We start from the raw sequence: 24,346 nt of genomic DNA, 5'->3' as shown, positions 1-24,346 counted from the left end.
TAACCTGGGGTGTTAATACAGATAGTATTGATGTTCCCAGAACATAATTATGCCAAATAGTGGCGCTATTCAGGCCATTTCTCGTTTGGCGGATGCAGATCGTTTGAGAAGGCTGCATGCCACAATTGCGGTTGAGAGCACAACCAACGAGCCACTCAGGAAAATTGCGTTCAGCCCCATATGTGCGCCTATCCAGCCAAGAGCCGGGCTGCCAATAGCCATCGCAACATCAAGAAATGCTGTGTAAATTCCCATCACCATGCCTCTGTTTTGCGGTGTTGAACTGCTGATAGCTTCGATACCAAGTCCTGGGTAGACCAGTGAGTAGCCGAAACCGGCAAGTGCAGCGCCAGCAGATGCAACCAATGATGAGCCAGCAAGCCACATCACGAACAGCCCCGCAGACTGAACAACCACAAAAATTAACGCAATACGTGCGCCTCCAAAGCGGTCAGGCAGATGACCGGTAACAGTTCTGGCGACAATTAATGCAACGCCAAAAGCGGTAAATGCCACCCATACTGGTTGCCAGTGCATGGCACTGTAATAAAGAGAGCTGAAGGCCAGAATGGTGCAGTAACCTGTGCTGGCAAGAGCCGCCCCGAGGCCTGGTAACCAGACCGCCTGCATGACAGAACCAAATGAAGCGCGAGCTGCCTTTGCGTGAGGCTCTACCGCAGGCATGCGCGCAAGGCAGGCCAGCACCAGCAAAGGAAGCAGCAGAGTTAACAGCGCTATAGCCTTGAAGCCAAATTGGTTAAACAGTAATGTACCTACCGGGCCGCCCAGAGCCATGGCAGCGAACATCGCAGTACCAACCCAGGCGATAACTTTTCCGGCATGCGCTTTGTCCACCAGAGCCAGCCCCCAGGCAATGGCTCCGGTAATAATAAAACTTTCTGCCCCACCAAGAATGGCACGCCCTGCAATCAGAATGGTAACAGACAGCACTGGTATGCTTACCAGCCAGAGCGATACCAGGTATAACACCCCGGATATCGCTGCAGCCGTCAGCCCGGCTACCACACCTTTTTTTGCCCCTTTTCTGTCGGAATAACTTCCCGACAACACTCGGGAAATAAGCGATGCAGCAAATTGTGCACCAGCAACCACCCCCACAATAAACGTCCCGAACCCCAGGCCATTTTTAACATGCAGTGGCAGTACGGGAAGTGCCACACCAATAATAATAAACCCGACCAGCACTGCCGCCATAACCGGCATCAGCGTGATAATTACTGCACCACCAGATACACTGTGGGAATATTTAGCAGGCATATAAACCAGCCCCTTAACTTCAAATGAATAAACAAATGTGTGTGAGTTGTGTTACCAGGCACAGTTTGCCTTCAGGTTATTCTGGTTGGAATTACCTGTAATCAGAGTAATCAGAACGGTTGTTGATCAATATAGCTCTTTACATTCTGGAAATAGCCATCGCCATTCCATGAATAAGCGTAATATTAATTACACAACTGTTGGTGTATTAATAAACTTGCACGGTTGGCCGGAAAAGTATTTCATTGACGTCCACTTCGTCAGGTTGACTAATAGCAAAGGCTACGACGCGTGCAAAAGTATTTGCCGGGATAGCATTTTCATAGGTCTTTGCCATCCCCTGGGCGATATCTTTATCAGTAATGGTAGTGGTCAGTTCAGTATCTACTGCACCAGGAGAAACTATGGTCGTACGGATATTCCAGGGTTTCACTTCCTGGCGTAATCCTTCTGAAATTGCACGGACGGCCCATTTTGTACCAGCATAAACAGCTCCGCCCGGGCCGACTTTGTGCCCGGCAACAGATGACACATTAATAATTTGCCCCGATTTTTGCTTTTTCATACATGGCAGTGCGGCAGCAATACCATACAGCACTCCCTTGATGTTGACATCAATCATGCGGTCCCATTCGTCTACATGCAATTTGTCGAGCATAGAACTGGGCATTAAGCCGGCATTGTTAATGATGACATCAATGCGGCCATACAATTCAATTGCCCGGTTGACCAGCGCCTGAACCTGGTCGCGGTCAGTGACATCGGTACGCAGGATAGCCCGGGGGTCGAGCCCTAATTCGCTGGCAAGAAGTTCCAGCCTGTCTAAACGGCGGGCACCCAGAACAACTGTTGCACCAAGCTTTGATAAATGGCGAGCTGTTTCTGCACCCAGGCCGCTACTGGCACCTGTGATAACAATGATTTTATTTTCAATACCCTGAGACATATTTAACTCCCGCAACGAGGGGTTTATGGCCTGTTGCTATATCGGTTTACTTTGTTTAAAGACAGTTTTAAATACTGAATCCTGTCTTCCACTGCTTGTTGGTACTGTTCGTTTGTCACTGACTTCTGTCAGTCCCGATTTCTGCCATCTGCCTTTTACACCATGGCTTATGGAGGATGTTGATGTCGCACCATGTACATTTTTGCCAAAACAAAATGGGTGGTTACGTTAAATCGATGACAAAACGGTAGCGAACATCTTTTGTTTTGATCCGCTCAAAAGCATGGTCAATTTGATCTGGTTTTATCAGCTCGATATCGGCAACAATATTGCGACGAGCACAGAAGTCGATGAATGCCTGAGTTTCAGCGATGCTACCCATCAGTGAAGCTGAGACTTGTCGACGCTGTAGCCACAGGCCTGAACCACGGACATCTTCTATTGGCTCGCGAGCCCCAACGATTACGTAGGTACCATCCAGCCGGAGCATGTTAGTAATTGGATGTGTGGGCACATTGGTTGGCACTGTTGAAATGATGAAATCAAACTGGCTTGTATAAGGCTCCAGTGCACCGGGAGTTGTCCAGACGATAGCGTCATTTGCGCCCATTCTCTTTGCGTCTGCGATTTTCCCCGGCGAGGTTGTAAATACCGTGACATCTGCTTTACGGGCTACAGCCAGCTTGATGGCCAGATGCCCCAAACCTCCCATACCAACCACACCAACGCGTTGCCCGGCACCAACCGACCAGTGCTGCATTGGTGAAAAGGTAGTGATACCGGCACACATCAGTGGCGCAGCCGCGGCAAGGTTCATTCCCGGCGGAATACGAACAGTGAAACGTTCAGGGATCACTACACGGTGTGAGAAACCACCGTAGTTATACCCACCGGAAATTTTATCCGGGGAGTTGAAATTTAGTGTCCAGCCTTTAAGGCAATATTGCTCCAGGTCATTCAGGCAGTTTTCGCATTCACCACAGGAATCGATCATCGCACCTGCACCGGCAATATCGCCTGGGCGAAATTTGGTTACCTTACTTCCTACAGCGGCTACCCGACCAATGATTTCATGCCCCGGGACACACGGATAATTCGTAGCCGGATAAGGCGCTCCCCATTCTTGTCTGGCTATATGAATATCTGAATGACATATAGCGCAGTACATAATGTCGATTAAAACATCGTTTGGGCGTAATGCTCGCCGTGGAATATCCAGAGGTTCAAAAACGCCTTCAGGGCTACGGTTACCGTAAGCGCGAACACGCCACGGTCCGTTACCTGCAGTATAAGGCGAGTTCTGTGCCTGTGCGCCTGTTGACATTAAAGCCAGCGATGGAGCCGCAGCGAGACCGGCTCCAGCCAGGAGTACTTTTCTGCGAGCCAGAGAAGCTGGTTTATCAGGATGTTGATTATCGTTACAGTTCCCGCACATCATAAATCCTCTTTAATTATCGTTGCGCCTGGCCCACTTAGTAATATGCAAATCCGTTTATTGCAGACATTTAAACAAGCAGTTAAACAACAGGTTGCAGAAAACTATCTGCCTGACACGTTGATTATTTAATGAACACCAGAAGTATACCGGAGGACTTATTGAGTGATTAGAGGTTAATATGAGATTGAAATAATAAGGAGAGCTTCTTAATGCCTGGTGAAAATCTTAATGATCTGGCCGCTTTTCTGGTGGTCGCAAAAGAGCAAAATTTTACCCGAGCGGCAAAACGCCTTGGTGTTTCCCAATCTGCACTTAGCCAGACGGTAAGATCTCTTGAGGCGCAGCTTGGCCTGAGGTTACTCAACCGTACTACACGACGGGTTGTGCCCACCGAAGCCGGGGAACACTTGCTTGCCTCTGTTGGGCCACAAATTGAAGACATTAAGTATCAGCTAATGGTTCTCAGTGAACTGCGTGATAAACCCGCGGGTACGATACGTCTCACGGCGACTGAATATGCGGCGGAGTCAATTCTTTGGCCAGCAGTAGAACGGTTGGTAACAGGCTATCCGGATATTAAAGTTGAGATCCTGATAGATTATGGACTGACCGATATAGTGCGGGATCGCTTCGATGCTGGTGTGCGGCCCGGAGGAACTATTGCCAAAGATATGGTCGCTGTTCGCATCGCACCTGATATGCGCATGGCTGTGGCCGGTTCTCCTGAGTACTTCAGCCACCGGTCAATTCCCTCCACACCTCAGGAATTAATAGAGCATATTTGCATAAATCTCCGTCTTTCTGGCCATGGGGGGCTTTATGCGTGGGAGTTTGAAAAAGAGGGGAAGGAAGTTAATGTGCACGTTGAGGGTCAACTGGTTTTCAATACAGGCAACCTGATACTGAAGGCGGCACTGGCTGGGCGTGGTCTGGCATACTTACCTGAAGGGCAACTTGAATCTTATATAGCGTCGGGAAAACTGGTGCGCGTGCTTAACGAGTGGTGTGAACCTTTTTCTGGGTATCATTTATATTACCCCAGCCAACGCCAGCCGACACCTGCGTTTGCTTTGCTGGTTGATGCGCTACGTTACTCGAACCCGAAAAAATCTTGATGGCGTGTTGTGGTTGTAATAATAACAGTGGTGCTTGTGGCTTAAGGCGCAATCCCTGCGCCTGGTTTAATTCTTAATAGCTGACAATGGTCACCCAGTTTGCATCGTGCCCGGCCGGTGCTTCACTTACCCGTTTTAGGGCACCACTTTGTGAATCAATCGCATAGCTACCGGTGACGGCACTTTTTTCGCCGCTGACTACTAACCAGCGCCCATCGGCACTGATTGCCATGCCGCGCGGTTGTTTCTCTACAGGCCAGGAGCCAATTAGTGTGAGTTTGCCATCCTGTGGGCTAACCCGGTAACCGCTAACGGTGCTGCTGGTGCGCTCGCTGGCATATAAAAAGTGCCCGTTTGGTGTCATACGAATGTCTGCTGACCAGATGCGCGGAGTGCTGTCGTTATAGTCGGCCCCACGTTCGCGGCCATGTTGCAGGTGATACTGTGCCGCCACCGCATTAGGTGTTTGTGATACATCCACTAACTCTCCGTTAGTTTCACGCCTGAATTGCGTAATGATGCCGCCCATTTCGCCGATGTTATACAAATAGCGATTATCTGGCGACAGCACGGAGTGGCGCGGGCCGTTGTCTGCTGCGGTTTTAACATAGCCAGTACCCAGCGCACTCAGCTTACCATCTGCGCTCAACTGCAGTTGCAGCACCCGGTCAGTGCCAAGGTTACCAACGTAAGCGTTGTGCCCACTGGCATCAACAATCACCGAATGTGCCGCATGACCGGTTTTATAACTGCCAACAGGTGGTGTGCTGATGGCCCCGTGCGTATCAAGGCGATAAACGTGTACCACATCCCCGCCATAAGATGCGCCTAACAGAAAACGCCCTTGCTGGTCTGTGCTGATGTAGGGGTAACTGTCCGCTGCCGGTACTGCCCTGGCCTTATTCAGTTCGCCGTTTTGCGGGTCAATCTGCCAGCTCACCAGTTGTAGCGGTTTGCTGCGAATCGCGGCATACAGCATTTTGTGGTCGGCACTCAGCGCCATCGGCATCACTTTGCCGCCAGCACTGGTGTGCCCGAGCAGTTGCAGCGCACCGGTCTGGTCGTTTAACGAATAGCGGGCAATGGTGCCATCGTCGGCTTCGGATACATAAACAAAGGTCTGTGCCAGTAGTGGGGCACTCATTGTCATCGCCGCCAGCAGCGTTATGGCGCGCAGTTTTTTTATCATTCAGTTTTCCTCTGTTATCAGCGCGGTCTGTTGGCGCAAAAGCGCCAGTTATCAATCACAAATAGCCGGGCATAGATATACCGCCGCGCAGGCGGTAACAGTTATGTGTGATTGCCTGACAACACCAGGGCATTCTTACAGTGAGTAAGTTAATTCAGGGAATTAGCGCGCGTTCGAATGTAAAGTTTTGTTCAGGTTTGTGCGTTGGCTCACCTGACAGGTAAGGAAATGCAGATAAACCCGAACAGTATTTGGCAGGTGGCATATTGCGGTTTCCGGTATTGCAAACAATATACGGCTCGTAGCCTGCATGCGTAATAAGTTGTAAAAGATAAAAAATGGAACGGGCGCCTAAAATATGGGGTTGGTTTCTCTGGGTGAAAGGAAAGGGCGTTATAAAGGCGGTGGCGCTTGAGGCTTTTTGCCTTATGGCGTTTCAGGTGGTTTGTGCCGCGTTGTGAGGCAGAAAGCAGAAAGCCCCGAGTAATTTTTCAATTAACCCGAGGCCCACTGTATGCCTAGACAACATCAGTATGGCTTCTTACCGTGCATTATGCAAGGAGGCGTAACCCATGAAACTGCCGCGAAATACTCTTATCTGGTGCGTATTAATCGTGTGTATCACGTTGTTAATATTCACATGCCTGACCCGGGCTCGCTTATGTGAAATCCGGGTGAAGGTCGGAAACAGAGAGGTCGCTGCCGTGCTGGCTTACGAACCTGGTAAGTAGTCACCTGTCAGGCGGGGGAGACCCGCCTTTTCAGGGCGTGTTGTTTTGTGCTGCCACAAGTGCCTTATGAAGGGGTAGCCAGTTTGCTGGCAGCCCCTTTTCCTTATTTTCGGCAGAGGCATTCTGGCTTAAATAAAATACGAACAGATTACCAGGCGGTTCTTTTGTATTGTATTTTCAATTCCACTATTTTTTATTTATCTATTCGTTCATAAATACTGTCCTGGTAATTAGTTACTCTGACGGGGCGTTAATCCCCTATAGTGCTCCATGTCCGGGTCTTTCGCCTTTCTCCCAGTCCTTCACCCGTTTCAATCAGTTTCCGGGCATTAGGGGATAACTGGCCGCTCCGCCAGAGATAATGAATTTCGGTGTATCCCACCGGGCCAAGGGTATGGCTCTGAACCTGCTGGTGGCCCGGCAGCGTTTGCAGTACCGAGCGAAGCACCCAGGCTGCCCCCATACCTGCCGTTACGCAAGCCAGCATGGTGTGGTATGACTCGATCTCGGTAACGGGCAGGTGGCTGATACCAGCTTCAGCCAGCCAACGATCCATGCGAAAGCGAAATGAACAGTCATGGCGAAAACCGTAGAGTTCAGAGCACTGGAGGTCTGCGGGAGATTTGACGGGCGGGTGGTTTCGTTCGGTGATAAGTAGCATCTCGTCAACAAAAGCGAGTTTACTTTCAAGGGATTTGGAGTGCACGGGGCCATCGGTGAGGGCAATATCCAGGCTCCCGTCTGCAACATGTTGCACTAAAACTTCCGATGCCTCGTGGCGTATATCAAGCCCCACGCCCTGATATCGTTTCCGAAATGTACCGATAAGCGCTGGCATAAAATCAACAAGCACCACATCCAGAGCGCCTATAACTAACCTGCCGCCCAGGTCTTCTTCTCGCATCAGCAGCCGGGTGCTGTCTGTAAGATCAAGTATATGCTGGGCATGCTCCAATAAAAGACGCCCGTTTGGCGAAAGCGACATGCCCTTGCTGTCCCGCAGGAAAAGTTCGCAGCCTAAATCTTGCTCCAGTTGCTGGATACGCACGGTAATACCGGAAGGCACTCGATTGAGTACTTTTGCAGCAGCGGCAACAGATCCGGTCTGTGCTACAGCACAGAAGGCACGCAGATGTGAGAGTTGCATTGGGCATTCTTATTTAGTGAACGGTTTATTCTATTAATTTCATTTTTCAGAATGATGGTCAACACCTATATTTCCAGTCAGTTACAGATTATCAGATGAAGTTTACCTGTATTCACAACATGGGGAGTAGATGATGGATTTAGGGCTGAAAAATAAGCGTGTCATTCTGAGTGGTGGTACCCGTGGTATTGGCCGCGCTATAGCCAGGGCCTTCCTGCATGAAGGGGCAAGTGTTGCTTTCTGTGCACGTAACCTGGATGACGTAAAGTCGACGGAAGTTACACTGGGTGACCATGCGTTTGGCAGCCAGGTCGATGTCACCGATGCCAGCGCCGTAAATACGTGGGTTGGAGAGGCTGCGGCGCACATGGGGGGCATTGATATCGTTGTTCCTAATGTGAGTGCGCTTGCTGGTGGCTCTGCCCCTGAAGTATGGCGGCTTGCGTTTGAAACTGATCTGTTAGGTTCTGCTTCGCTGGTGAATGCTGCGCTTCCCTGGTTACGTAATTCCTCTGCTGGCGCGGTGGTGTTGATTTCAAGCGTATCGGGCCGTGAAGTGGATATGTTTGCAGAACCTTATGGGGTACTCAAGGCGGCGCTGATCCACTATGGTAAAACGCTGTCAGCGAAACTGGCCCATGAAAACATTCGGGTCAACACCGTATCGCCCGGTAACGTGTATTTTACCGACGGCGTATGGGGAAAAATAGAGCGAGAAACACCAGAACTATTTGCTCAGTGCCTTGCCATGAACCCCATGGGCAGAATGGCAACGCCTGAAGAGGTGGCAAATGCGGTAATGTTCCTGGCAAGCCCTGTTGCCAGTTTCACCACGGGAACGAATCTGACTGTGGATGGCGGGCTTACTAAAGGCGTTCAATTCTGAGCGACCACACCTGTGGCAACCGTAATCAGAACGGGTTTACGCCAGGTATGCCAGCATCTGGCTAAATCCATCTTCACTTTTATATCTGGCAAATGGCCCGGTGAAGGGCTGCCATTAGCTAAAAAGTGAAAGATTATTCTGCCTGTTAGTGCCCGTGCTCCATGAGGCAGTTTTAAATAAATTACGGTTGAAAAGAGTGATGAGCCAGGAACTGAGTAATTGCACTAACTACACCAGAAGCCAGGGGAAGTGATGTGTTTGTATAAGCTGCATTATTCTCACTCCAGTTGTCTGAGTAAACATTTTTAAGAACGTGATTTACATCAGGGAAAATGGCAAGAGTTGATTTCGGGTTTGCTAATTTTAGTTGTCGGGCATCGCTTTCCGTTACCTGGAGATCGCGTTGTCCCTGTAAAACAAGAACGGGTTTATTAATGCTGGCTATTAGGTGGGCTGGGTTAAAGGAGAAAACGTCAATAAGGAATCCCTGGATTGCCGGGTGGAATAATCTTTGTAGTTCGTAGGGGAAGTTCTGAATATTGACAGGCCTGTTCTGCTCCAGCTCATTAATAATGAAAAAAGCGTCATCCAGCAAAGTTGCATTTGCAGGGTTGGCTTTGAGCTGGGTCTTTAACACGTCACCCAGAGGGCGTGATGGTGTCGCCACTAAAATTAAACCGGACACATTGCTTTCCTGAGCTGAGGCCAGGGCTACAATCCCCCCTTCACTATGCCCGAGAAGCCAAATATGTGAGGTTTCCAAGTGATGTTTCAAAACAGTTATCCAGGAGTGAATATCTTCCACATAATCATTTATTGTCACCGCGTTTGGATCCGCTACCGCAGCTGAACTGGCGAACATTCCTCGCTTATCAACTCGCAATGTTGCAATGCCTTTTAGCACCAGCTCTTCTGCAAGCAACCGATAGGTTGAGGCATTAACACCAAGTGGGTTATTACCGTTCTGGTCAGTAGGGCCAGAGCCGGGAATAATCAGAACAACATTTTTAGGATTTGGACACGGGCTGAGCAATGTGCCTTTAAGGGGGCCCTGCGGTCCTGGTGCTTCCACGCAGGTTTCATAGGTGGCTTTCAGCATAAGAACTACATAAAGGTAATTGTGTGGAAAGAATTAAAATACTCCTTTCGTAAATTTTTAAATATCACTTTACATAAACAGTGTGTGAATTTATCTCGGAACCAACAAAAATTTCGCCATGCGTGATTAGACAGATATTAATGTTTTTTGATTAACAGGCATACGCTTCAGAAAATACGCCACAGAGTGTCTTCCGGTGGTATGGTTAACGTCTTGCGACTAAAAGAGGAAAAGCTAATGATTGTCCGAACCTGGCATGGATGTGTCCCGTTGAAACATGCGGAAGGCTTTGCGAAACACCTTGAAAAGACTGGCGTAGATCATTCAAGGAGCATACAAGGGAATAAAGGCGCTTTCGTACGCAGGGAAAACCAGGGCGGCTGGGAGCATTTCTTTTTGGCGACTTACTGGCAGAGTATAGAATCGGTGAAAGCTTTTGCCGGAGAGAACTACCATGTGGCGGTTACTTACCCGGACGATGAAGAGTTTGAATTGATTTCTGACCCCTACGTTTTCCAGCATGTTGTGGAAAACGTTTTACCGCTATAGCTTCATTTTCCGAATGAATTTATAACGGCAATGTCCATCCCTGGATCTAAGCAGCCAAATAAAACCTGGCTGCCTCAAGAAAAAAACCAACATCCCATAGCCATGCAGCTACTAACCGCGCATATCAAAGCCGGATTTTTGAAAATCCCGATATACTTCTGCATTAGTAAAGGCCGGGAATTTGGCTCTCTGAGCTGCTGATTTTACCGCTGCACAATATGCTTTATTGCCGTTGCTGGTTGATATGTTCGAAGCCGTGCCATCCATAGCAAATTCTATATGTAACCTGCAACTTTTTCCCTTCCAGCTTTTAGGATTAACAAGTTCCGTATTAATTGCCGCCCTGATTGCCCGAGCTTGTGCACCCCACTCATCCTGATCATTCCAACGCCCAGAACTGCAATTGCCAGTTGCGGTAGTTTTGTGGCATCCGGAAGGATGTAACGGGGCACAGCCAATTGCCATACTGGTCACAACTGCCAGCATTAAGATTTTCTTTACCATTTTAGGCACTTCAACTCCCTGAATTCTCATGTTCTTACATCTGTAAGCGAGATAAATCTTCAGGCAGTTTGTTATTTTTTTCAATTGGATGATTAAAATATTCTTTCTGGTCACGATGCAGTTATCTGGAATCTTTAACCTGCTATTTATCGAATAAAAATAAATTCTTCTGGCAACGACTCCCGGCATCAGTTTATCTGGCCACCCAACCGCCTTCCCAGGACACGGAAAGCGGTTGGGTGTAGGGTACTGCCTGTTTATTCTTCAATAAACTGCACGCCGTTTTCGGTGTTTACCCAGCGTGGAGCTGTAAGTTGCCCGGAAAATAGCTGAACCAGGTCTGCGAGCAGGCCTCTGAGTGAGGGGAGCATCTCAGGCGTTAACGCCTGATGTGTGATGAGCTGTGAAAGCACCAGTGCGTAGTCACACAGTTGTTCACTGCCCGGCGCAAACTCCGGCTGTTGTTGTGGCGGTTGATCCACTGTCAGCGCAGAAATCAGGTTATCGGGAACCGGGTCAAGCAGGGTGGGGCGGAGTATCTGTAAACAGGTTGTGAGCCGCTCACTTAACGCCTGTTGAAGTTGTATGTGATTACATTCCAGCAGGGTATCTGCCAGTTTTTCGCAATGTGTGGCAAGTGTAATAAAATCAGTGTGATTATTAACCGTAACAGCTAATAACGGGTGAGTGTAGTTAAGGGGGGGCGCCATAGGGGCATCCTCAGTGAGAGACAAATTGCACCCACCACTGGAGAGGCTAATCTCGCTGGTGGTGGAACCGGACAGGGTTAGCCTTACCGGTCTCACTGACACCGGCGCATCTTACGATGCCCCCGCCCGGCCCACCATTGAAAAATGTGTAGCCGAACGCGCGATACAAAAAGCACGATGATGCCATGTATCGTCAGTGAGGTGAGTCAGGAGGCTAATCCCGGCACTTGATTTTGCAAATGCCGGGCAAAGATACCGTTTTGCCAGCGTACAGGCAAGAAAAGGGCTGCGGCCTTGCTCTCAAATTCACAAGTAACACAATGAAAATAAAATAAAAGTAGCAGGTGTCTGTATAAAGCTGGTTGTTCAGCACAACCACATATTATTCGCCGTGCTTGAGATAAAACCTTAATTGCTCTTTTCCTGTTCAGACGGTGTGCTGGCGGCTGGCAGAAGTAGCCAGCAAGAGTAAACCCGCTAATTGAGCACGGTTTTAAACGGGTTTGCTAACCAGCTGACCCCGGGCGAATACACCACCTGGCATTGTGGTATGTTGCTTATTAGCATTCATTCAGTTGAGTTAACAAAAACAGGAAGCAGACCTGCGTGAATCTCTTTGAAGAACAGTACCGTGCACTGAGAACCCAGGGGGCGAAAGCCTGGGCGGGAGAGGGTTATGTTCGTGCTAAAAAGCAGCAGGAACAGGTCTTTGCATGGCTGCAGTTAAATCATTATTTGCCACTTCCTGGAGCCAGTGCCCTGGAACTGGGGTGTGGGAATGGTGCCATGGCTGCGCAATCACTTGCTGAGCGAGGCTACTCTGTATGGGGTGTTGATTTCTCAGAAACGGCAATCGAATGGGCCAGTGCACTTTTTCAACAAGAAAAATTGGCCGCTCAGTTTCTAGTGGGGGATGTGTGCCACCTTCCTCAGTTACAGAACTCCATGTTTGAGTTGATTATTGATGGCAGTTGTCTTCATTGCCTGGTCAATGAGGCGCGGCAACGCTGTTTTTCAGAAGTGAGAAGGTTACTGAAACCAGCAGGCCGGTTTGTTATTAGCTCTATGTGTGGCAGCCCTCGCAACCCTGAAGATATCGCGCATTATGATCCTGAGCATTACCATTTACTCAGAGATGGGCAACCCTGGCGAACACTGAAGCCCTTTCAGGCGTTAATTGATGAAGTGCAGGGCGCGAAATTTACGGTGCTTGCCACTCAGGTAAACAAGAATTCCTGGTGGGACCACGCAACCATTGTCTGCCAGCCTGATTAAGCGCCTGTACAGTTGGCTGCTCCTGCCACCGCCCAAAAATTCCGGATGACAATCCGGCACGCTCTGTGCAGGATAGTTCTTTTGTTTTCAGGGAATCACCATGAGTGCCAAAGCGGCAACATTAGAAAGCCGAATTCGCCAGTATTGGGATCAACTTTCCAGCCACGAACAACGGCTGGCAGATGTGTTGTTGGCTGCACCTGGCCAGTTAGCCATGAATACGGCAACAGAGCTGGCGCAAAGTGCCGGGGTTTCGAAAGCCACCACAACCCGCTTTTTTCACCATATTGGCTATGAAAGTTATGAAGCCGCCCGCCGCCAGGCGCGTGAAATGCAAAGCAGCGGTTCACCTTTGTATTTGCAGTCTGTGCCAAATGCATCTCCGCTTGGCAGCATCATGCAACAGCATCTGGAAAAAGAAATTGCTAACCTGGTGAACAGTTATCGCACGCTGGATAACCAGCAACTCCATGAAGCGGTTTGCGCTATTGCGCATTCGCGCCGTGTTGTGGTGATGGGGTGGCGGCACAGCCAGACCATTGCGCAACTAATCTACCGTGATCTGGTTCATATCCACCCTGATGTTCGTTTACTGCCCCGTCCGGGGGATTCACTGGCAGAACATCTTGCCTCGCTGGGTGAACAGGATGTCGCTATTTGTGTTGGCCTGCGCCGCAGGATGCCGGTACTGGAAACGGCGATGGAAGTGCTGGCAGAGCGAAAAGTTCCTGTGCTGTACATTGCCGATGCGTTATCTGGCAAGCCCGCGCGCCATGCTTCCTGGGTTATACGTTGCCATACCGACAGTAGCCTGATGTTCGACAGCACTACCGCATTATCGGGCGTGGTTAACTTACTCTGCTCCCTGGTGGCCCGGCATCTGGGGAAAACCGCGAACGATTACCTTGCCCGCATAGAAGCCCTGCACCAGTCTCTTGATGAACTAGAGTAATGCCCCACGCTGGCGCATTCTGCGCCAGGTTTTTCACTAAAATAGTGCAGTCTGTTCGGTATGAATAATTTCTATTCGCACGAATATGAAACACGTGAAATTTATAAGTTATGTAAAGAAACATTTGTTTCTCATTGTTTTTAATATTAAAAATAAAATTACTGGCTACTTATTATTCTGTTATTAAAAAACATGGCACAGAAAATGCTCTGGTGAAAAAGGTATTTCACCAACACCAGGGTACTTCACTATGAAAAAAACAATACTGCTTATGACCGCACTTATCTGCACGAGTGTTCAGTTACAGGCCCATGCGGACACACTGTCAGATATCAAAAGTAGCGGCAAAATCACTGTCGGTATCGACCCGACTTTCCCGCCATATGAATACACCAACGACCAGGGGCAAATTACGGGTTACAGCGTTGCCATCATGCAGTCTTTTGCTAAAAACCTGGGCGTGAAACTGGAGTTTCAGAAAACTGCCTTCAGCGGAATTCTTCCGGGGCTGATTTCCGGAGCATTTGATGCAGAAGGCTCTTCGCTGAACATTACGGCAGAGCGTGCAAAGAAAGTGTTGTTCACAGTGCCTTACAGCAAAACAGTGAATGGCGTTCTGGTGCGTAAAAGCGAAGCCGGAAAATTCAGTGGTAAAACCCTGAGCCCCGAAAGCCTGTCGGGCATGCGTGGTGCGGTTAAAACCGCCAGTGTCCCGGAGCAATTGCTAAAAAGTTTTAACCAGCAATTAGCAAAAGAGGGCAAAAAAGCCATCACCATCATCAATGTTGATTCCCTGGATCAAACCGTCAGTACATTGATGACCAAACGTGCGGATTTCGTGTTTGACGATATCTCCGTATTGGCGCCGGTGGTAAAAAAATACCCGGAAAAAGTGGCCCAGGTGGGCGAAGTCGGGCCAGCTCAGTGGATGGGTTGGGCAACACGTAAAGACGACACCAGCCTGAACAAAGCGCTAAGCGAACACATCCTTGCCATGCAGAAAGACGGTGAACTCGCCAAACTGCAGAAAACCTATTTGGGCACCACCTTCACAGTACCCGCCAGTCAGTTTATTCCCCAGGAGTAATTATGTGCCAGACCTGCCAAACCGTGCCCGCAGGGCACGGTAGAACTTTTGTTGTCCGCAAAGGGCAGTTTATTACCGTTATTGACAGTGCCGGCCAGCAAGCTGCTGATTTTGTCGCCGTCAATGCAGACAACCTGAACGAGAAATTGTCGCCAGTTCATACCCGTCAGCATTTGCGTTCACTGTTTTTCAAGCCGGGTGATGCGCTGTGGTCAAGTGAAAACCGCCCAATGCTGCGTATTGTTGCCGATACTATTGGTGTACACGATGCCAACGTTCCGGCCTGTGATCGCACACGTTTTGACATCGATTTTGGTGTGGAAGGCCATCGCAACTGCGTTGATAACTTACTGGAAGGCATGAAAGCACACGGCGTGACTTATTTCACTCTGCCGGAGCCTTTTAACTTGTTCCAGAACGGCCCGGTAACAGCAGACGGGCGGATGGAAGTGACTGACCCACACAGTAAGCCTGGGGATTACATTAAGTTTGAAGCGTTGTGCGACCTCGTCTGTGCGGTTTCTTCTTGCCCGCAGGACATTATTCCAGGTAATGGCCTTGAAGTGACGCCTATTGATGTTGTTGTCAGTGATCACGCGAACGAACAGGAGGCTACCCATGCTGTTAATGCGTAATGAGTACCAGGAAGAAACTGCAGAGCGCAGCACCGCGCAGCCGGTAAAAGTTGAGGCGGGCAGTGTGGGTTCAATTCGCGTGTTGCGTGGGCAGTTGCTGCGTATCACCGCGCTGGGAGATGGCGCTGTAGCATCGCTGTTTGGTTTCAGCCTCCAGGATCCTGCGGTTTGGCTTTCGGTGCACCACACCCGTGTATTCAGTAACAGTTATTTGTTGGGCTCGGGAATGCGCATGGTGACTAACCGCCGCCGCCCCATGATGGTTCTGGGAAAAGACAGCGTGAAACGCCACGATTTATTGTTACCGGCATCAACCCGCGCCTTTCTCGCAGAACGGGGGTACCAGGGGGAAGGTTGTGTGGAAGCCGTGCAACATGAACTTGCCCGTCTGGGGAAAACCGTACCCAAATTACCCGACCCAATAAACTTGTTCCTGCACGCCAGGCTAACCCGTGAAGGGGATATTATCCCTGAAGAAAACCAGACCCGTGCTGGCGACAGCATTACCTGCCGGGTGGTGATGGATACACAATTCATTGTTGCTGCAACCAATACGGGGATTGAGGGGAATGATAAACCCGCACCGTTGATGCTTTCAGTGGCTGAGAACCTACACGACTTTAGCGAGGAGTAAGCATGGGGCTGGATCAACAGGTAGTGGCCGCGCTGCCAGAACTCGGACACGGCCTGCTGATGACGCTGGTGCTGACGCTGCTGGCTTGCTTAGTCAGCGTGGTTATGGGGCAGGTTATTTGTTTTATGCGACTGCGCCATTTTTGGCTATGGTGTTTTATTGGGCGGCTGTATGTCAGCCTGATGCGCGGCACACCAGCGATTGTCCAGCTCTTTGTGGTGTTTTTTACCTTACCGAAGCTTGGCCTGGGAGGGCAGCCACTGCTTGCCGCCGTGCTGGCGATTGGCTGCAACAGTGGTGCTTATGTTGCTGAAATCTTGCGAGTGAACCGCAACCTGGTTACCCGCGGGCAACTGGAATCCGCCCGGACTCTGGGCCTGAGCCGCTTTATGACGTGGTGGTATGTTGTTACCCCACAGGTGATGCGCGCGAGCTTACCGATGCTGGTGAATGAATTCACCATTTTGCTGAAAACAACCCCACTGGCGTCGGTTGTTGCGCTGACTGAACTGACTTATGCCGGGCAAATTGTGATAGCCCGAACTTACGATGCCACTCAGGTGTTGCTGCTGGTTTCTCTCGGGTACTTGCTGATAGCCATGCCGTTAATTACCGCGGCACGGCGCCTGGAAAGTAAACGGAGGGTTGCATGATGGACTGGCAGGCAATTATTACCTCGTTACCTTCACTGGGCGATGGGCTGGTCGTTACTCTGCAATTGAGCCTGGTCGCAGCGCTCTGTGCTTTGTTGTGGGGAACGGCGATGGCGGTGCTGTTGCTCAGGGCTTCGCCGTTCTGGTTGCGTTTGCTTCACCTGTATAGCGGTCTGACGCTTGGCCTGCCGTTATTGGTGGTGATTTACCTGCTCTATTTTGTTTTACCCGAATATGACATCACGCTGTCTTCCCCGGTAGTGGGGATATTAGCGCTGACTCTGTACTACGCGCCTTATATTGCTCAGGTGGTTCGCGCAGCCATTGAGTCCCTGCCAAAAGGTCAGTGGGAAGCCTGCCGGGTACTGGGGCTGAGCCGTTTTGAAACCTTGCGGGATGTGGTGTTACCGCAAACTTTTCCACAGATGTTATCGCCACTGGTTGGGCTGATGATTGGCCTGATTAAAGATTCTGCGTTGCTGTCCATTATTTCCGTACAGGAATTTATGTATGCCGCTAAACAGGCCATATCTGACACCTATGCCCCACTGGAGATTTACCTGACAGTGGCACTTTGCTATTGGCTGCTCAATAGCATGATTGACCAACTGGCCATGAAGATTGAATTACGTCTGACCCGCTACAGACGCGGTATGACGAGCTAACCAGGAGAAAATTATGTCCGCTGAATTTCAGCATCGTAAAACCCTTACTATTCCGGCCCGTTACGGAAAGGCTGTGAGCCTGAAAAAAGGCGAAGCAGTGCAGGTTATTAATTCTCACGGGACACAAGTTGTAGATTGCTGGGCCTACAACGAACAGGATGTCAGTGAGTATATGTGTATGGAAGCCACCCGGGTATGGAACCAGCGCCTGAACCCAAAAGTGGGCGACAGCTTTATAACTAACCAGCGCCACCCGATATTAACCCTGGTGGCAGATACCTCGCCCGGTGTACACGATACGTTTATGGCCGCCTGCGATGCCCGCCGTTATGAACTGTTAGGCTGCACCGCGCCGCACCGCAACTGCCACGATAATCTCTTTGAAGGTATGCGCGAACTGGGGGTGGAATTGCCACACGGCAACCTGGCTTCATTTAATATCTTCATGAATATCCAGGTACAGCCAGATGGCATTACCCTGAAAACGCTGCCAGTGGTAACCAAACCCGGCGATTATATTGTGTTGCGTGCCGAGATGGACTGCTATGTCGCGTTCTCCGCCTGCCCACAAGATATTGTCAGTATTCAGGGGCAGGGCGATAACACACCACGCGATGCTGAATTACGCATTCTGACTGGCGGGTTCCCTCAGGTGTCTTTGCAAGGTTCCTGGGTTCCTGCATAAGTTTGTAAACAACGGGGATATTCCCACTCCGCGGCAAAAAATTAACTCACGCACGGGGAAATCCCTGATAAACCGGTTTTCATATCCGTAAGCTATAAGATTCATTAAGTTAAAACGTTATTAAAAAATAATAATAAAATCAGCAGAATAGTATCCATTATTCTGCTTTTTCCCGTTATGGGATATAGTGTGAAATTATTTCTACTCTGCAGGTAATACGGCAATGGCTCTGATCCCTAAAAACTACGCGCGGCTGGAAAGTGGCTACCGTGAAAAAGCACTGAAAATCTACCCGTGGGTGTGCGGGCGCTGTTCACGCGAGTTTGTGTACTCCAACCTGCGTGAATTAACGGTTCACCATATCGATCACGACCATACCAATAACCCGGAAGATGGCAGTAACTGGGAATTATTGTGTCTGTATTGCCATGATCACGAACACTCAAAGTACACGGAAGCGGAACAGTACGGCACAAGCGTTGTGGCAGGGGAAGATGCGCAAAAAGACGTTGGTGCTGCCACTTATAACCCGTTTGCCGATTTAAAATCGATGCTTAACAAGAAGAAGTAGTGCCAGCTATGCCTGCCACTACTTACCTGGTTGATGATTGCCAGGTTGATGATGCCCACCCGCCACCCGTTGCGGAAAGATTTCCAGCAGCCATTCAATAAACACACGTAACCGGTGTGTGACGTGGCGGTTTTGTGGGTAAACCACATGGAAAGGATAGGGTGCCGGGCGCCACTCCTGCAGAATTTCTGTCAGCACACCGGCTTCGATTGCCTTTCCGGCACAATAACGGAATGTCTGTACAATCCCTATCCCGGCCAGGGCTGCCGCCAGGTGTGCATTGCTTTCGTTAACACCAATACGGTGGTCAATCTTAATTTCTTTTTTCTCTCCCTGGCGTTCGAAGCGAAACGGTGTGGCCTTACCATTTTGTGGCGATACATAGCTCACCAGCCGGTGCCCGTTTTTCAGTTCCTCTGGGGTAGCCGGTGTCCCGTAGCATTTGAGGTAAAATGGAGTGGCGCAGGTAACGAAAGTGGCGGAGCCAATATAGCGGGCAACCAGCGACGAGCTTTCCAGTGCGCCACCGCGAATCACGCAGTCCACGTTATCACTAACCAGGTCCACTGAGCGGTCTGAAACGCCTAAATCAAGGCGAATATCGGGGTAACGGGCCAGAAAATCCGGCAGAGCGGGAATTAACACATCGCAGGCAGTGGAACTACCGATATCAACACGTAACGCTCCACGTGGTTTGCTGCGTGCGGTACTGAATGCGCTGTCGATATCTTCCAGGTCGCGCAATATTCGCGTGCTCTTTTCATAATACTCATGGCCCTCTGGCGTGACTGTTACGCGGCGGGTGGTGCGTTGCAGTAAACGAACGCCAAGGTGCGCTTCCAGTTCCTGAACCAATTTACTGACCGTGGCGTTAGGCATATTCAGTGAATCTGCCGCCCGGGTGAAATTACCTGACTCCACAACCCGGGCAAATACCCGCATGGCTACCAGTTGGTCCATTTTCACCTCCACGTATCAGTTTTTCCTGATTATACACACATGTGAATAGTCATTTTAATTTTTCGCTATTTTTCAATAAATATGCCAGCGGTACTGTAGCGCCATACACCGCACACATCGGGCGGGTTGCTAAATAAAACTGCTGAATAGAGGAAATGAAAATGAGCAAACAACTGAACGGTAAAATTGCATTAGTTACCGGTGGCACCAGCGGTATTGGCCTGGCAACAGCAAAAGAGCTGGTGGCACAAGGTGCCCGGGTATTTATCACTGGCCGCCGCCAGCAAGTGCTTGACTCCGCCATCGCGGATATCGGTGGCAGTGTTACCGGAATTCGAGCCGATGCATCGGTACTGGCAGACCTCGATAAGGTTTACGCGCAAATCGCGAAAACAGCCGGGAAACTGGATATTCTCTTCGCTAATGCAGGCGGTGGCGACATGCTGCCTTTGGGCGAAATCACCGAAGAGCATTTTGACGATATCTTTGGCACCAACGTGCGTGGCGTGTTGTTCACCGTGCAAAAAGCACTGCCGTTGTTGACGGATGGCGCGTCCGTCATCCTCACCGGTTCAACCACCTCAGTGCAAGGGACAGCCAGCTTTAGCGTGTACAGTGCCAGCAAAGCCGCTGTGCGTAATTTTGCCCGCTCCTGGGTGCTGGATTTGAAAGTGCGCAATATCCGCGTGAACGTGGTCAGCCCGGGCCCAATCCGTACACCGGGTCTTGGCGGCCTGGTGCCTGACGAATACCGCCAGGGGTTATACGACACGCTGGCAGCTCAGGTGCCGCTGGGCCGACTGGGTGAAGCATCAGAAATTGGCAAGGCCGTGGCCTTTCTTGCCTCCGATGCAGCAAGCTTTGTGAATGGCATTGAACTGTTTGTTGATGGCGGCATGGCGCAAATTTAAGTGAGTGAAACGCCGGGCTGTTGCGCACATCCTTGTGCAACTGCCTGGCGTGTCAGGCCGGTGCTTTTGGTGGTGTGAGCGCGTTAGCTTCCTCCAGCGCGTCATACACCACATTACCAATCTGGCGCAGGGCTTCCCGGTTGGTTTCGGTTAACGGCTGGGCACAATTGATGCGCAGGCAGTTCCGGTATTTACCCGATGCCGAGAACAGCGAGCCCGGAGCCACCTGAATTTTGAGTTTTGCCAGGCGGCGAGAAACACACACCATATCCACCTGTTCAGGGAGCTCAACCCATAACAGGAAGCTACCTTCAGGGCGGGTAACACAGATACCATCCGGGAAATACTGGCGAACCCAGCAGGTCCAGTTTTCCATATTTTGCTGGTAAACCCGGCGCATACGGCGCACATGGCGGGTGTAGTGCCCGTCGCGAATAAACGCGGCGACCGCCAACTGTGTGGCCGGCACATTGGTGCCCATGGCGGCATATTTGGCGTGCAGTACCCGGTTGAGATAGCGGCCTGGCACAATCCAGCCCACCCGCAAACCCGGTGCCAGGGTCTTGGAAAATGAACTGCACAGCAACACGCGTCCGTCTATATCAAACGATTTTATGGTGCGTGGGCGCGGGTAGTCGTTGGCCAGTTCACCATAAATATCGTCTTCAAAAATCACAATATCATGGCGTTGCGCCAGAGAAACAATGGCGCGCTTACGGTCATCCGGCATGATAAAACCCAGGGGATTATTGCAGTTGGGGACCAGAATAATACCTTTGATGGGCCACTGTTCCAGCGCCAGTTCCAGGGCTTCAATACTTATTCCAAGACTGGAATCTGTTGGGATTTCAATGGCTTTAATGCCATATCCGCGTAACATTTGCATGGTGCCGTAAAACGAAGGCGACTCAACCGCCACAATATCACCGGGCTGGCACACCGCCAGCAGGGCGGCACTAAGCGCTCCCTGGCAGCCGCTGGTAATGACGATGTCATCGGCACTGGCCTGTGTACCGCTGTCTACCATCAGGCGGGCGATTTGCTCACGTAATTCAACTTTGCCAGCCATGCCATCATAACCCAGCACTGTATCAAGGTTGTGTTGCACCAGGCGGCTTAGCTCTCGCCATAACGGTTTGAGGGTAGGCTGGCTCAGGTCGGGTGAGCCACTGCTCAGCGCCACAATGCTTTTGTCCTGGTTGTTATCCAGTAGCGTAGTAATTTCATCCCACTGTGTGACATCTACTGGCCGTTGCACCGGGTGGCTCATGGCGGGGACGGGTGGTTGTGCTTTACGTGGCGCAACAAAATAACCCGAACGGGGCTGGGGAATGATCAGTTGCAGGTTTTCCAGTACCTGGTAGGCCTGCTGAACTGTACTGATGCTGACACCGTGCTCGGTGCTTAGCTGGCGCACCGACGGTAATTTTTCCCCACTTTTCCAGAGCCCCTGTTCAATACGCTGAGCAAGCAGTGTCGCCAGATGTTGGTAACGAGTCATGCTGTATCCTTGGTTAATGCCATACAGAAGAGAAAACCAGTACAGATAGCGGCAAAAAACACCATGCAGATCCAGTATTGCGCTATCTGTATGGTAAAGAAAAGTAATTTTTGAATCTGTATTGCAGCAGGCATTCCCGGCGATGATAAAGCCACGGCATCGAGATGGGGGAGGCAGAGCATGGAGTTTTATGAAAACCGTTCCAGGGCACCATTTAAAGGCTTTGTACTGATTTGGCATGCATGGAAACACTGGCGGGCACGGCGCAAGACGCAGCGGGTGTTGCAGCACTTAAGTAATGAACAGTTAAAAGATATTGGGTTGTCGCGCAGCGACGTTGCCGACCCGTTAGACAAAACCTGGCCGCGTTAACACCAGAGAAAGATCAAACTGGCGCAGGGCAGTATGTATGCCTGCGCCAGTGAATAGCAGCCGGTTTAGCGCAGTTCTGCAAGTGACAATCGCTGTTCGTGTTAGTGAAAGATATGTCACTGATTTATTTTGCGGGCAGAGAAAGTATTCCGTGCACAGAGAAAAAAATCGGGCAGGTGTTCAGTACCATTTCAGGAGAAAGTACTGTTCAGCACAGCGAGTTTGTTGAAAAGCGGAGCAGGAAGTTGATGCGAATAACCAACGCTAGAGGGCGGGGCAGGTGGAACCCTGCCCGGAGCCCCGGCATTTACTGAATTACAGCATATTACCGGCAGTCAGATTTTCGCTGTCGAACGCGTGGCTGGCTTCAATATGGTTCTGGTGCACCGTGTTGTCGATATTTGACCCGGCTTCCGGGCGAGAAAACGTGTTGCCTGCAGCCATGGCACCTGAAGAGAATGTAGCAACCAGCAGCAGAGCGGTAACAAGATTTGTCTTTTTCATTTTGTATTCCTTCTGTTCGTTAAGCTGCCATTGCCGCCAGCAGGGTAAGACAGGCGGTAATGGCCGAGGGCGCACGGCTTATTTGCTCAGGTCGGCAGTCATATGTACCTGGTTGCCAACGTGTGCTTCAGTGATGTTGTAAGATGCACCAGCTTGTTTTGCCTGCGCTGCGATTTGTGCTTCAGCGCCATCCAGTGTGGAAGCAGTTGCACTGACGGTCTGAGCGAAAGTCCCGAAAGACATCATAGAAAGAGCAGCAATTGCAACGAAAGTTTTGATAGATTTCATGGTCGTATTCCTTAAGTTAGTTGGTCTGTATAAGGCGTTTCGCCTTGATGTGATAATGGTAAGGTGACCACGGCGTGATTAAAATTAAAACAATTTGCGGATATCATTCAAAATAATTGATGTTTTAGGCGGGGCGGTATTCGAGTGGAGAGAATTGCCAGCCCGGGGCTGGCAACGCAGGTGTTATCCGTTCAGGCAGTCCAGCACCGTCTGGTGCAGTGCCGGGCAACCGGTGGCAACGATATCGCCACCTTGTTCTGGCCTGCCGCCATCCAGAGTGGTAATGGCACCGCCAGCCTGCTCAATCAGGGGAACCAGTGCGGCGATATCGTAGGGTTGAAGGCCATATTCGACACAAATATCAATATGGCCTGCGGCAACCATGGCGATGGCGTAGCACTCACCACCGTAACGGGTCATCAGTACACGTTCGGCCAGGTCAGTAAAACGGATTGCCGGGAAGCGGGGAATGGGCTCAGGTGAGGTGGTGTGTAGAATCGCCTGAGAAAGTGAAATACCGGTACGGGAAGTGAGGCGCTGTTCACCACAGGGGCTGCGCCACCAGGCTGCATTACCATCAGCCCAGAACCGTTCCTGGGTGAAGGGCTGGCTCATCATCCCCATGCGCGCACGGCCATGTTCATACAACCCAATCAGTGTTCCCCAAACAGGTAAACCACACAGGAAAGGGCGGGTGCCGTCCACAGGATCCAACACCCATTGCAACGGGCCACTCCCTGTTGCTCCAAATTCCTCACCGAGAATGCTGTGTTCCGGGTAATGTTCCGTAATAATCTGGCGTATTACCCGTTCTGCTTCCCGGTCGGCATCGGTGACGGGGTCAAACCGGAACCCCTCCTTGGGCTTGCTGCCAACATGCAATTCCTGGGCTGAACGAAAACGCGGAAGAGTCTGCTGTGCAGCGGCATCTGCCAGTTGGTGAAAGAACGCGATGTCCGGTAACGCATGTGCCATGATTGCCTCCTGTAATCAAAATGGGCTCCCAGTATATATCGGCAATATGAAAGCTGGCTGACACCTCAGGCAGATTGTTTGATCTG

The 24,346-nt window shown here is 50.4% G+C and carries 29 protein-coding genes and 1 pseudogene; 17 read left to right on the top strand and 13 right to left on the bottom strand.

The features are described from left to right. Positions 1 to 69: 69 nt before the first annotated feature. The 3 genes from DT73_RS13640 to DT73_RS13630 all read right to left on the bottom strand — a co-directional run bounded on the left by DT73_RS13640 (position 70) and on the right by DT73_RS13630 (position 3,548). On the bottom strand, positions 70 to 1,278 hold the full coding sequence (locus tag DT73_RS13640) for an arabinose transporter (RefSeq protein ID WP_036109813.1): 1,209 nt from the start codon (positions 1,276 to 1,278) through the stop codon (positions 70 to 72). 208 nt (positions 1,279 to 1,486) lie between these two features. Next, positions 1,487 to 2,224: an SDR family oxidoreductase gene (locus tag DT73_RS13635; RefSeq protein WP_036109810.1), complete on the bottom strand. Its 738-nt coding sequence runs from the start codon at positions 2,222 to 2,224 to the stop codon at positions 1,487 to 1,489. Between the two features lie 223 nt (positions 2,225 to 2,447). Next, positions 2,448 to 3,548, bottom strand: coding sequence for an NAD(P)-dependent alcohol dehydrogenase (locus tag DT73_RS13630; RefSeq protein ID WP_051691381.1), 1,101 nt, complete (start codon positions 3,546 to 3,548; stop codon positions 2,448 to 2,450). Between the two features lie 81 nt (positions 3,549 to 3,629). Between DT73_RS13630 and DT73_RS26575 the strand changes: the two genes are divergently transcribed. Together DT73_RS26575 and DT73_RS13625 are read left to right on the top strand one after the other, a co-directional pair. Then, a complete protein-coding gene (locus DT73_RS26575) occupies positions 3,630 to 3,791 on the top strand; it encodes a hypothetical protein (protein ID WP_200874790.1) in 162 nt (53 codons plus the stop codon). Between the two features lie 80 nt (positions 3,792 to 3,871). Next, on the top strand, positions 3,872 to 4,777 hold the full coding sequence (locus DT73_RS13625; RefSeq protein WP_036109804.1) for a LysR family transcriptional regulator: 906 nt from the start codon (positions 3,872 to 3,874) through the stop codon (positions 4,775 to 4,777). Between the two features lie 73 nt (positions 4,778 to 4,850). Here the strand turns inward: DT73_RS13625 and DT73_RS13620 are convergent, their stop codons facing one another. Further along, positions 4,851 to 5,966, bottom strand: coding sequence for a beta-propeller fold lactonase family protein (locus tag DT73_RS13620; protein WP_036109800.1), 1,116 nt, complete (start codon positions 5,964 to 5,966; stop codon positions 4,851 to 4,853). A gap of 514 nt (positions 5,967 to 6,480) precedes the next feature. Between DT73_RS13620 and DT73_RS26775 the strand changes: the two are divergent. Next, a pseudogene (locus tag DT73_RS26775) lies at positions 6,481 to 6,630 on the top strand (DUF5431 family protein); the annotation flags it as partial. Then, a complete protein-coding gene (locus tag DT73_RS25590; protein ID WP_304413346.1) occupies positions 6,578 to 6,697 on the top strand; it encodes a Hok/Gef family protein in 120 nt (39 codons plus the stop codon). The pseudogene DT73_RS26775 and the gene DT73_RS25590, both read left to right, overlap by 53 nt. Positions 6,698 to 6,947: 250 nt before the next feature. Here DT73_RS25590 and DT73_RS13615 read toward each other — a convergent pair whose 3' ends face one another. After that, positions 6,948 to 7,844 (bottom strand): LysR family transcriptional regulator, encoded by an 897-nt coding sequence (locus DT73_RS13615; RefSeq protein ID WP_036109797.1) that lies wholly within the window; start codon positions 7,842 to 7,844, stop codon positions 6,948 to 6,950. 130 nt (positions 7,845 to 7,974) lie between these two features. Between DT73_RS13615 and DT73_RS13610 the strand changes: the two genes are divergently transcribed. Further along, positions 7,975 to 8,730 carry an SDR family NAD(P)-dependent oxidoreductase gene (locus DT73_RS13610; RefSeq protein WP_235234503.1) on the top strand — a complete coding sequence of 252 codons (756 nt, stop codon included), beginning with the start codon at positions 7,975 to 7,977 and terminating at the stop codon, positions 8,728 to 8,730. A 181-nt stretch (positions 8,731 to 8,911) separates the two neighbouring features. On the opposite strand, the gene DT73_RS13605 is transcribed toward DT73_RS13610, so the two are convergent. Then, entirely contained in the window at positions 8,912 to 9,829 is a 918-nt protein-coding gene (locus DT73_RS13605; RefSeq protein ID WP_036109794.1) for an alpha/beta hydrolase, read from the bottom strand. A gap of 237 nt (positions 9,830 to 10,066) precedes the next feature. On the opposite strand from DT73_RS13605, the gene DT73_RS13600 reads away from it, so the two are divergent. Next, positions 10,067 to 10,378, top strand: coding sequence for a hypothetical protein (locus DT73_RS13600; RefSeq protein ID WP_036110739.1), 312 nt, complete (start codon positions 10,067 to 10,069; stop codon positions 10,376 to 10,378). A 111-nt stretch (positions 10,379 to 10,489) separates the two neighbouring features. On the opposite strand, the gene DT73_RS13595 is transcribed toward DT73_RS13600, so the two are convergent. Both DT73_RS13595 and DT73_RS13590 read right to left on the bottom strand, forming a co-directional pair. After that, on the bottom strand, positions 10,490 to 10,882 hold the full coding sequence (locus DT73_RS13595) for a cell envelope integrity TolA C-terminal domain-containing protein (RefSeq protein WP_036110736.1): 393 nt from the start codon (positions 10,880 to 10,882) through the stop codon (positions 10,490 to 10,492). A gap of 257 nt (positions 10,883 to 11,139) precedes the next feature. Continuing rightward, entirely contained in the window at positions 11,140 to 11,592 is a 453-nt protein-coding gene (locus tag DT73_RS13590; protein ID WP_036109791.1) for a hypothetical protein, read from the bottom strand. A gap of 606 nt (positions 11,593 to 12,198) precedes the next feature. Between DT73_RS13590 and DT73_RS13585 the strand changes: the two genes are divergently transcribed. The 9 genes from DT73_RS13585 to yajD all read left to right on the top strand — a co-directional run bounded on the left by DT73_RS13585 (position 12,199) and on the right by yajD (position 18,749). Then, complete coding sequence (locus DT73_RS13585; RefSeq protein ID WP_036109789.1) at positions 12,199 to 12,867, top strand: class I SAM-dependent methyltransferase; 669 nt, start codon at positions 12,199 to 12,201, stop codon at positions 12,865 to 12,867. 100 nt (positions 12,868 to 12,967) lie between these two features. After that, positions 12,968 to 13,819 carry a MurR/RpiR family transcriptional regulator gene (locus DT73_RS13580; RefSeq protein WP_036109787.1) on the top strand — a complete coding sequence of 284 codons (852 nt, stop codon included), beginning with the start codon at positions 12,968 to 12,970 and terminating at the stop codon, positions 13,817 to 13,819. Positions 13,820 to 14,069: 250 nt separating this feature from the next. Further along, the gene (locus tag DT73_RS13575) at positions 14,070 to 14,906 is read left to right on the top strand and encodes a transporter substrate-binding domain-containing protein (RefSeq protein ID WP_036109785.1); all 837 of its coding nucleotides are present in this window, start codon (positions 14,070 to 14,072) and stop codon (positions 14,904 to 14,906) included. Positions 14,907 to 14,908: 2 nt separating this feature from the next. Then, positions 14,909 to 15,541, top strand: a complete 633-nt coding sequence (locus DT73_RS13570; protein WP_036109783.1) for a DUF1989 domain-containing protein — start codon at positions 14,909 to 14,911, stop codon at positions 15,539 to 15,541. Next, a complete protein-coding gene (locus DT73_RS13565) occupies positions 15,525 to 16,175 on the top strand; it encodes an urea carboxylase-associated family protein (RefSeq protein WP_036109782.1) in 651 nt (216 codons plus the stop codon). The genes DT73_RS13570 and DT73_RS13565 overlap by 17 nt, the downstream gene beginning before the upstream one ends. 2 nt (positions 16,176 to 16,177) lie before the next feature. Further along, the gene (locus DT73_RS13560; RefSeq protein WP_036109779.1) at positions 16,178 to 16,828 is read left to right on the top strand and encodes an amino acid ABC transporter permease; all 651 of its coding nucleotides are present in this window, start codon (positions 16,178 to 16,180) and stop codon (positions 16,826 to 16,828) included. Next, positions 16,828 to 17,493, top strand: coding sequence for an amino acid ABC transporter permease (locus tag DT73_RS13555; protein ID WP_036110732.1), 666 nt, complete (start codon positions 16,828 to 16,830; stop codon positions 17,491 to 17,493). Before DT73_RS13560 ends, DT73_RS13555 begins: the two co-directional genes overlap by 1 nt. A 13-nt stretch (positions 17,494 to 17,506) precedes the next feature. Next, positions 17,507 to 18,178, top strand: coding sequence for a DUF1989 domain-containing protein (locus DT73_RS13550; RefSeq protein ID WP_036109776.1), 672 nt, complete (start codon positions 17,507 to 17,509; stop codon positions 18,176 to 18,178). Positions 18,179 to 18,401: 223 nt separating this feature from the next. Further along, entirely contained in the window at positions 18,402 to 18,749 is a 348-nt protein-coding gene (yajD, locus tag DT73_RS13545; protein WP_036109773.1) for an HNH nuclease YajD, read from the top strand. Positions 18,750 to 18,767: 18 nt separating this feature from the next. Here yajD and DT73_RS13540 read toward each other — a convergent pair whose 3' ends face one another. Then, positions 18,768 to 19,709 (bottom strand): LysR family transcriptional regulator, encoded by a 942-nt coding sequence (locus DT73_RS13540; RefSeq protein WP_051691410.1) that lies wholly within the window; start codon positions 19,707 to 19,709, stop codon positions 18,768 to 18,770. Between the two features lie 161 nt (positions 19,710 to 19,870). On the opposite strand from DT73_RS13540, the gene DT73_RS13535 reads away from it, so the two are divergent. Further along, the gene (locus DT73_RS13535) at positions 19,871 to 20,620 is read left to right on the top strand and encodes an SDR family oxidoreductase (RefSeq protein ID WP_036109770.1); all 750 of its coding nucleotides are present in this window, start codon (positions 19,871 to 19,873) and stop codon (positions 20,618 to 20,620) included. Between the two features lie 52 nt (positions 20,621 to 20,672). Here the strand turns inward: DT73_RS13535 and DT73_RS13530 are convergent, their stop codons facing one another. After that, complete coding sequence (locus tag DT73_RS13530) at positions 20,673 to 22,121, bottom strand: PLP-dependent aminotransferase family protein (protein ID WP_036109767.1); 1,449 nt, start codon at positions 22,119 to 22,121, stop codon at positions 20,673 to 20,675. 180 nt (positions 22,122 to 22,301) lie between these two features. On the opposite strand from DT73_RS13530, the gene DT73_RS13520 reads away from it, so the two are divergent. Beyond that, a complete protein-coding gene (locus tag DT73_RS13520; protein WP_036109762.1) occupies positions 22,302 to 22,493 on the top strand; it encodes a DUF1127 domain-containing protein in 192 nt (63 codons plus the stop codon). Positions 22,494 to 22,808: 315 nt separating this feature from the next. Here the strand turns inward: DT73_RS13520 and DT73_RS13515 are convergent, their stop codons facing one another. The 3 genes from DT73_RS13515 to hisN form a co-directional block, all read right to left on the bottom strand. After that, entirely contained in the window at positions 22,809 to 22,997 is a 189-nt protein-coding gene (locus DT73_RS13515; RefSeq protein WP_036109760.1) for a hypothetical protein, read from the bottom strand. 78 nt (positions 22,998 to 23,075) lie between these two features. Next, positions 23,076 to 23,285, bottom strand: coding sequence for a YdgH/BhsA/McbA-like domain containing protein (locus tag DT73_RS13510; protein WP_036109758.1), 210 nt, complete (start codon positions 23,283 to 23,285; stop codon positions 23,076 to 23,078). A 183-nt stretch (positions 23,286 to 23,468) separates the two neighbouring features. After that, positions 23,469 to 24,260 (bottom strand): histidinol-phosphatase, encoded by a 792-nt coding sequence (hisN, locus tag DT73_RS13505; RefSeq protein ID WP_036109755.1) that lies wholly within the window; start codon positions 24,258 to 24,260, stop codon positions 23,469 to 23,471. Positions 24,261 to 24,346 lie beyond the last annotated feature (86 nt).

It is taken from the genome of Mangrovibacter sp. MFB070, from assembly GCF_000705335.1.
Classification (GTDB): domain Bacteria; phylum Pseudomonadota; class Gammaproteobacteria; order Enterobacterales; family Enterobacteriaceae; genus Mangrovibacter; species Mangrovibacter plantisponsor.
The sequence above is the reverse complement of the archived record's forward strand: the minus strand, read 5'-3'. Positions and strand labels throughout refer to the sequence as shown.

What these genes read in the sequence shown, in the direction of transcription:
- DT73_RS13620 (WP_036109800.1), bottom strand. Translation starts at nt 5,966, where the DNA reads ATGATAAAAAAACTGCGCGCCATAACGCTGCTGGCGGCGATGACAATG.
- DT73_RS13640 (WP_036109813.1), bottom strand. Translation starts at nt 1,278, where the DNA reads ATGCCTGCTAAATATTCCCACAGTGTATCTGGTGGTGCAGTAATTATC.
- DT73_RS13560 (WP_036109779.1), top strand. Translation starts at nt 16,178, where the DNA reads ATGGGGCTGGATCAACAGGTAGTGGCCGCGCTGCCAGAACTCGGACAC.
- DT73_RS13580 (WP_036109787.1), top strand. Translation starts at nt 12,968, where the DNA reads ATGAGTGCCAAAGCGGCAACATTAGAAAGCCGAATTCGCCAGTATTGG.
- DT73_RS13610 (WP_235234503.1), top strand. Translation starts at nt 7,975, where the DNA reads ATGATGGATTTAGGGCTGAAAAATAAGCGTGTCATTCTGAGTGGTGGT.
- DT73_RS13630 (WP_051691381.1), bottom strand. Translation starts at nt 3,548, where the DNA reads ATGTCAACAGGCGCACAGGCACAGAACTCGCCTTATACTGCAGGTAAC.
- DT73_RS13530 (WP_036109767.1), bottom strand. Translation starts at nt 22,121, where the DNA reads ATGACTCGTTACCAACATCTGGCGACACTGCTTGCTCAGCGTATTGAA.
- DT73_RS13575 (WP_036109785.1), top strand. Translation starts at nt 14,070, where the DNA reads ATGAAAAAAACAATACTGCTTATGACCGCACTTATCTGCACGAGTGTT.
- hisN (WP_036109755.1), bottom strand. Translation starts at nt 24,260, where the DNA reads ATGGCACATGCGTTACCGGACATCGCGTTCTTTCACCAACTGGCAGAT.
- yajD (WP_036109773.1), top strand. Translation starts at nt 18,402, where the DNA reads ATGGCTCTGATCCCTAAAAACTACGCGCGGCTGGAAAGTGGCTACCGT.
- DT73_RS13555 (WP_036110732.1), top strand. Translation starts at nt 16,828, where the DNA reads ATGGACTGGCAGGCAATTATTACCTCGTTACCTTCACTGGGCGATGGG.
- DT73_RS13540 (WP_051691410.1), bottom strand. Translation starts at nt 19,709, where the DNA reads ATGGACCAACTGGTAGCCATGCGGGTATTTGCCCGGGTTGTGGAGTCA.
- DT73_RS13510 (WP_036109758.1), bottom strand. Translation starts at nt 23,285, where the DNA reads ATGAAATCTATCAAAACTTTCGTTGCAATTGCTGCTCTTTCTATGATG.
- DT73_RS13590 (WP_036109791.1), bottom strand. Translation starts at nt 11,592, where the DNA reads ATGGCGCCCCCCCTTAACTACACTCACCCGTTATTAGCTGTTACGGTT.
- DT73_RS13515 (WP_036109760.1), bottom strand. Translation starts at nt 22,997, where the DNA reads ATGAAAAAGACAAATCTTGTTACCGCTCTGCTGCTGGTTGCTACATTC.
- DT73_RS13615 (WP_036109797.1), bottom strand. Translation starts at nt 7,844, where the DNA reads ATGCAACTCTCACATCTGCGTGCCTTCTGTGCTGTAGCACAGACCGGA.
- DT73_RS13635 (WP_036109810.1), bottom strand. Translation starts at nt 2,224, where the DNA reads ATGTCTCAGGGTATTGAAAATAAAATCATTGTTATCACAGGTGCCAGT.
- DT73_RS13595 (WP_036110736.1), bottom strand. Translation starts at nt 10,882, where the DNA reads ATGGTAAAGAAAATCTTAATGCTGGCAGTTGTGACCAGTATGGCAATT.
- DT73_RS13535 (WP_036109770.1), top strand. Translation starts at nt 19,871, where the DNA reads ATGAGCAAACAACTGAACGGTAAAATTGCATTAGTTACCGGTGGCACC.
- DT73_RS13625 (WP_036109804.1), top strand. Translation starts at nt 3,872, where the DNA reads ATGCCTGGTGAAAATCTTAATGATCTGGCCGCTTTTCTGGTGGTCGCA.
- DT73_RS13600 (WP_036110739.1), top strand. Translation starts at nt 10,067, where the DNA reads ATGATTGTCCGAACCTGGCATGGATGTGTCCCGTTGAAACATGCGGAA.
- DT73_RS13570 (WP_036109783.1), top strand. Translation starts at nt 14,909, where the DNA reads ATGTGCCAGACCTGCCAAACCGTGCCCGCAGGGCACGGTAGAACTTTT.
- DT73_RS13565 (WP_036109782.1), top strand. Translation starts at nt 15,525, where the DNA reads ATGCTGTTAATGCGTAATGAGTACCAGGAAGAAACTGCAGAGCGCAGC.
- DT73_RS13550 (WP_036109776.1), top strand. Translation starts at nt 17,507, where the DNA reads ATGTCCGCTGAATTTCAGCATCGTAAAACCCTTACTATTCCGGCCCGT.
- DT73_RS13605 (WP_036109794.1), bottom strand. Translation starts at nt 9,829, where the DNA reads ATGCTGAAAGCCACCTATGAAACCTGCGTGGAAGCACCAGGACCGCAG.
- DT73_RS13520 (WP_036109762.1), top strand. Translation starts at nt 22,302, where the DNA reads ATGGAGTTTTATGAAAACCGTTCCAGGGCACCATTTAAAGGCTTTGTA.
- DT73_RS26575 (WP_200874790.1), top strand. Translation starts at nt 3,630, where the DNA reads ATGTTGATTATCGTTACAGTTCCCGCACATCATAAATCCTCTTTAATT.